We start from the raw sequence: 5,542 nt of genomic DNA, 5'->3' as shown, positions 1-5,542 counted from the left end.
AATTGGAGAGCATCCAGGGCAAATCCTTCTAGATGTTCTCTGGGCCGAGTCGGATCAGGTTCCAGCAGATCCGGCTCGATCAAATACTTCACCATTCGCTCCTGCCAGCGGCCGTCTGCCCCTTTGATAACCTCTTCCAGTCCTACGCTTCGCCCTTCAAGGTCTATTTCAGTGATCTGACCATAGTTTTGACCCAGATAAGCGCCTTCGACAACCTGGTGTATCACACCATCTGGCGTCACAACGATAAGCTGGAGTTTGCCCTCTAGAATCATGATTGCAGCCAATTGGAGAGCATCCAGGGCAAATCCTTCTAGATGTTCTCTGGGCCGAGTCGGATCAGGTTCCAGCAGATCCGGCTCTGGTTTCGGAAATACATTTTCAGGGGAAAATGGATTCGGCAAAGAAGAAGCCGCGTACGTATAGGCCGGGATCGATGCAAACTCTGGAAGCGGCTCCACAGATGGCTGCGTTGATTTGTGCATGTTGAGCACAAACCGCTTGAGATCGATCATTGACCGATCACTAGAGCAGCTCGCTGTCAGCACCAACGCAATACCAAGCAAGGCATACAGTGCGCCTTTGAACCAGCGATTCCCCCACTGGAACGTCATTGTCTGTTCCTCATCGTCTAACCATCGTCCTGATAACGATAGGTCTTTAACAAGATAGAACTCAGGAGTTGGCCTTCTTTATCCGCAATGATCGACAAATCGCCTACAGTCACAATGCGGGGAAGTGCTGATAGATGACTGATAAATCCAGCAAGCTGGTGATACGTACCAGACACTTCGACTCGAATGGGCAACAATTCGTAGAATTCACTCTGAATTTCTTCAAGCGGATCGAATACTAAAAACTCCAGTCCGTGTTGTTTGCCCGCCTCGGTAATGTCAACCAGTAGCCTGGGAACTTCGCTACTGTCTGGCAGTTGAGCGACCAGTTCGCTAAGAAGTTCTTCGATCTCACCCATTTGTTTCTGGTACGCCGGCAAATTAACGACCATTCCCTTCTTTATCGAGAAGGTATTCTTGAGTTCAGCCTCCTGCTGCACCAAGCGCTCAAAGGTCCGGATCTGATCTTTGATCACAAAATGCCAACCGCCATAAAGCAAAGCTAATGCACCAACCAGCACGACAATCAATGAGAACCATGCCGGCCAAGAAGCTGGATCATTCAGATCGATCTGTCTGAGTCGGTCCAGCATAATTAATCGCTCACCAGCATTTCGAAACGACTGGTCTGGGTTTCGTCAATTTCACTGATATTAATAACCTCAAGATGTGAATCACCGAATGAAACCGAACTGTTCAAGTTCAGCATCAACTCGGAGACCCTGGCATTCGATTGAGCAATTCCCACAAGTTTGAAGCTGCCCTGGCTTCTTTTAGCCGATACAAAAAATAGACCCTCGGGCAGTGCGCGAACAAGATTATCCAGCGCACGTACGATACCGACTCTCTCTTGTTGCAATTGGCGGATTATTGTCATACGGGCCACAAGCGCGCTTTTTCTCTGCTTTATCTGGTCAATCTCTTTAAGTTGCGCCTCCACCTTGCGGATCTCCGTAAGCAGATATGCATTCCGGCTCCTTTGGAATGAAATTTCCTCACTCTGAGTCCACCATGCCGCAGCAAACACGCTGCCTGCAACGACGCAGATCACTACAATCGCTGCCCATAGTTGCCGCCGCTGGCGACGGCGTCGCGCCTCTCGCCAGGGCAGCAGGTTGATGCCCTGGTTCATCCTGCACCCCTCATTGCCAGCCCACAGGCTTTAAGCAACAAAGTCGGCTGAAGCTTGAGTTTCGTCCTGGCTTTAATGTTTTTCCCTGAGAAGGGATTCGCAGTCGCAGTAGGGACACCGGTGTAATTGCTGATAAGTTCCAGAATGCCATCCAACCGTAGACAACCACCCGTTACAAAAAGAAGATCAACCGTATCGTATCCCCGCCCTGCCGACGCAAAAAATTCAAGTGTTCGTACAGCTTCTTGCGATATTGTGCGTTTAAACGGCTCAAGTAATTGATCCTGGTCACCTTCAGATAGGTTTCTAGACAACTTCACAGCTTCGGCTTCTTCAAAGCTGATGTCACAATGAGACTGGATAGACTCAGTAAGCGAACGACCACCAAAAGAATGGTCCCTGTCGTAGATCACCACCCCGTCCACAAATACGTTGAGGCGGGTTGTCACCTCGCCCACATCCAGCAAAGCGACCGCTTTGCCCCGCAGCGACTCAGACATGGCCGCAGTTACCAGGGGAAACACCCGTGCTATTGCAAAAGCGTCCACGTCGACCACCACGGGTCGCAGACCTGCTGACTCGACCGCTGATACATAGTCATCTACGATCTCTCGACGGCAGGCTGTGACAGTGACCGAATCCTCCACCCCTGACTCCGTAGATTCTAAAACCTGATAGTCCAAATACATCTCGTCGACTGAATAAGGCACATTCTGAGCCGCATCGACCATCACCTGCTCTTCGATTTCAAAATCTTTAATGTCTTCAGGAAGCTGGAAGGTTCGTGTGACGACATGTGAAGATGCGATAGCGACGATGGCATTTTTTCGTTTGCAGCGCGCTCTCTTTGCTGCACGGCGCAGCGCCGCGCTGACCTGTTCTACGTTGCTGATACCTCGTTCGACCACAGCGTTACGGGGCAGCGATTCAACGGCGGCGCAGTTCACGCGGTAACCACGTCGTGTTCGCTGGAGTTCCATGACTTTGACAGACGAGGTGCCAATATCCACGCCCACAGCTTCGAGGGGTTTACGCCCGAACAAGGCCATCATTCCTCCAGTAATCTAGATCTACGCCAAGTACCCCATTGAACCAACCGTTCGACTTGGCTCAAATTCATCGCACACCAAGTTAAGCCTTTCAATTCATCGTTCATTCTGTCGACCGGACACACTGGCTCAAACAACACTATTGTATCGCGCCGAAAAACCTCCTAAAAAATATTTCTCCAGTACCCTGGTGTTTCAGTAGGTCGGTCCAACGACACTGGCCTAAACGCGTTAACAATCCGATTCAGCCTACTTCTCCATCATTGGGTGTTCCAACAGTTGGGGAGGTCTTCTTTGTGGCTTTTACTGTTGATTTCTTTCCAGCACTGGTTTTCGATTTTTTCTTGACCATCTTGCGCTTACTGACCTTTTTCTTTTTGCTCGTGACCTTCTTTTTGGTCTTCTTGCGACCTGATCTGCGTGCTGGGGCTTCGGCAAGGATCCGGCGACAATCGTCTTCGGATAACTTTTCGGGATCTTGGTCCTTAGGCAATCGAACTCTGACTTTACCTTCTATTACCTCCGGACCCCAGCGGCCACGCATGATTTTGATCCCGTCACTAAACGTTGTAATCGTCCGTTTAGCATCAGATTCTCGTTTCTTCTCGATTAGCTCACGTCCTCGGTCCAGTTCGATTGAATACGGGTCGTCTTCTTTGGTCAGCGAGGCAAAAGTACTACCACATCTGACATAAGGACCAAATCTCCCGATCGCTACAGTAACAACTTCCCCGTCAGAACCTAAACCCAGTTCGCGCGGCAAACGCGATGCGTTGTCCAGTATCTCGATGGCCTGCTCCGTCGCAAGGACAAAAGGATCGACGTCTGCAGGTAATGCAGCCGTTCGAGTTCCACATTTCAGATACAAACCAAATCGTCCAGTCTCGAGAGTTATATCTCCTTCTTCAGACTTACCCATTACTCGTGGGAGAGACAATAGCCATAATGCTTTTTCGAGTGTCAAAGCCGGTGCCGACCAGCTCGGTGGTAGGGTTTTGCGAACTGGTTTTCCCGCTGGCGTCTCTTCACCGCGCTGAACGTAGGGGCCATAAGGCCCTACACGCCAGGAGATTTCGTCATCACTAGCTGGATCTTTACCGAGTACAAAAACTGGTTTTTCGTTGTCTTGCCCCAATAATTCCTGTAAACGGGTCCAAAAGGTTTCGATAACGGTAGATCTATCAGCTTCACCACTCGCAATTCGATCCAGGTCTTCCTCCATAGTCGCGGTGAATTCATAGTCGACGAAAGTCTCGAAGTTCTCAGTGAGGAAGGCATTGACGGCAAATCCCATCGCTGTTGGTAGAAATCGCCGGCGTTCAAGCAATGCATATTCCCGATCCACCAATGTGGACAGAATAGAAGCATAAGTCGATGGCCGGCCGATCCCCCGGGCTTCAAGTTCTCGGACCAGCGTTGCCTCAGAGTATCGTGCCTTGGGTTCCGTAAAATGCTGCTCGGCTCGGATTCCATTGAGTGAAACTTTCTCCCCTTCGGTCAGTGAAGGTAAAACAGTATTTTCCTCATTGTCCTCTTCATCCCGTCCTTCCTGGTACACGTTCATAAAACCAGGGTCTACCACACGCGACCCTGTTGCTCTGAAGACATCCTGATCACTGGACTGGTTTGAAAACTGTACCGTAACCTGACGCAGGGTGGCGGGAATCATCTGGCTTGCAACAGCACGTTGCCACACCAGTTCATAAAGGCGGTAGTGATCGGCACCCAGCGCTCGCTTGACCTGGGCTGGAATACGCATCGCGGACGTTGGCCTGATCGCCTCATGTGCTTCTTGGGCATTTCGGGCTTTACTCTTGTAGAGATTGGTCGACTTAGGCAGATTGTCAACACCATATCGTTGGGATATTAATTCTCGAATCTCAGACACCGCCTCGGCCGCGATGTTGACCGAATCGGTCCGCATGTAGGTGATAAGGCCGTCCGACGAGCCTTCGAAATCGACTCCCTCATACAGTTGCTGCGCCACCCGCATGGTTCGGCGCGCACCAAATCCAAGCTTACGCGATGCTTCCTGTTGCAAAGTAGAGGTTGTGAACGGCGCTGAAGGATTACGGCGCCGGGGTTTTTCTTCAACCGAGATCACTTTCAATGAACCGGCTGCCTCACGTTCCAGACGATCACGTATCGTGGTGGCCGCAGACTCGCCTGTGACCGTAAATTGGCCAACCTTCTCGCCTTCGAGCCGTACCAGTTTCGCTGTAAATTCGCTTAATGGATCTCCACCCTTAAGGTCGACTTCAATACTCCAGTATTCGCGGGGTACAAATCCTGTGATTTCTTTTTCCCGGTCGCACACCAGTCTCAGTGCCGGACTCTGTACACGACCTGCCGATAGGCCACGCTTTATTTTTTTCCATAGCTCCGGGGAAAGGTTATACCCCAGCAGATAGTCAAGAATCCGCCGGGCAAGGTATGCCTCAACCAGAGCATGTGACACCTCTCTTGGCTCGTCGAGTGCTTGCTGTATCGCCCGTTTTGTGACTTCATAAAAGACCACTCGGTAAACTGGCTTGTTGTGCAGAATATTGCGCTCAGCTAGAAGCTCCAGGATGTGCCATGATATCGCCTCCCCTTCTCGATCAGGATCTGTTGCCAGGTAGATTTTTTCGGCGTTTTGAGCAGCCTTGTGTATTGCGTTCATCTGTCGCTCGCCGCGTTCATCCTGTTCCCACTCAGGAGAAAATCCGTTGTTAACATCTACACCGCGACCACCGGAATGCACAAGA

General features: G+C 50.7%; 5 protein-coding genes. All 5 read right to left on the bottom strand.

Annotation, left to right across the window (positions count from 1 at the left end; translation table 11 throughout):
- The coding region (locus tag MK323_14920) for a pilus assembly protein PilP (GenBank protein ID MCH2483437.1) at positions 1-614 on the bottom strand (614 nt) is incomplete at its 3' end.
- Between the two features lie 17 nt (positions 615-631).
- The gene (locus MK323_14915) at positions 632-1,207 is read right to left on the bottom strand and encodes a type 4a pilus biogenesis protein PilO (protein ID MCH2483436.1); all 576 of its coding nucleotides are present in this window, start codon (positions 1,205-1,207) and stop codon (positions 632-634) included.
- A 2-nt stretch (positions 1,208-1,209) separates the two neighbouring features.
- A complete protein-coding gene (locus tag MK323_14910) occupies positions 1,210-1,746 on the bottom strand; it encodes a PilN domain-containing protein (protein MCH2483435.1) in 537 nt (178 codons plus the stop codon).
- Positions 1,743-2,795: a pilus assembly protein PilM gene (locus MK323_14905; GenBank protein MCH2483434.1), complete on the bottom strand. Its 1,053-nt coding sequence runs from the start codon at positions 2,793-2,795 to the stop codon at positions 1,743-1,745. The genes MK323_14910 and MK323_14905 overlap by 4 nt, the downstream gene beginning before the upstream one ends.
- A gap of 244 nt (positions 2,796-3,039) precedes the next feature.
- The coding region (gene topA, locus MK323_14900; protein MCH2483433.1) for a type I DNA topoisomerase at positions 3,040-5,542 on the bottom strand (2,503 nt) is incomplete at its 5' end.

It is taken from the genome of Gammaproteobacteria bacterium, from assembly GCA_022450155.1.
GTDB lineage: Bacteria > Pseudomonadota > Gammaproteobacteria > Arenicellales > UBA868 > REDSEA-S09-B13.
The sequence above is the reverse complement of the archived record's forward strand: the minus strand, read 5'-3'. Positions and strand labels throughout refer to the sequence as shown.

Bases quoted from the DNA above. Each gene is read 5' to 3' on its own strand.
- MK323_14910 (MCH2483435.1), bottom strand. From the start codon at position 1,746: ATGAACCAGGGCATCAACCTGCTGCCCTGGCGAGAGGCGCGACGCCGT.
- MK323_14915 (MCH2483436.1), bottom strand. From the start codon at position 1,207: ATGCTGGACCGACTCAGACAGATCGATCTGAATGATCCAGCTTCTTGG.
- MK323_14905 (MCH2483434.1), bottom strand. From the start codon at position 2,795: ATGGCCTTGTTCGGGCGTAAACCCCTCGAAGCTGTGGGCGTGGATATT.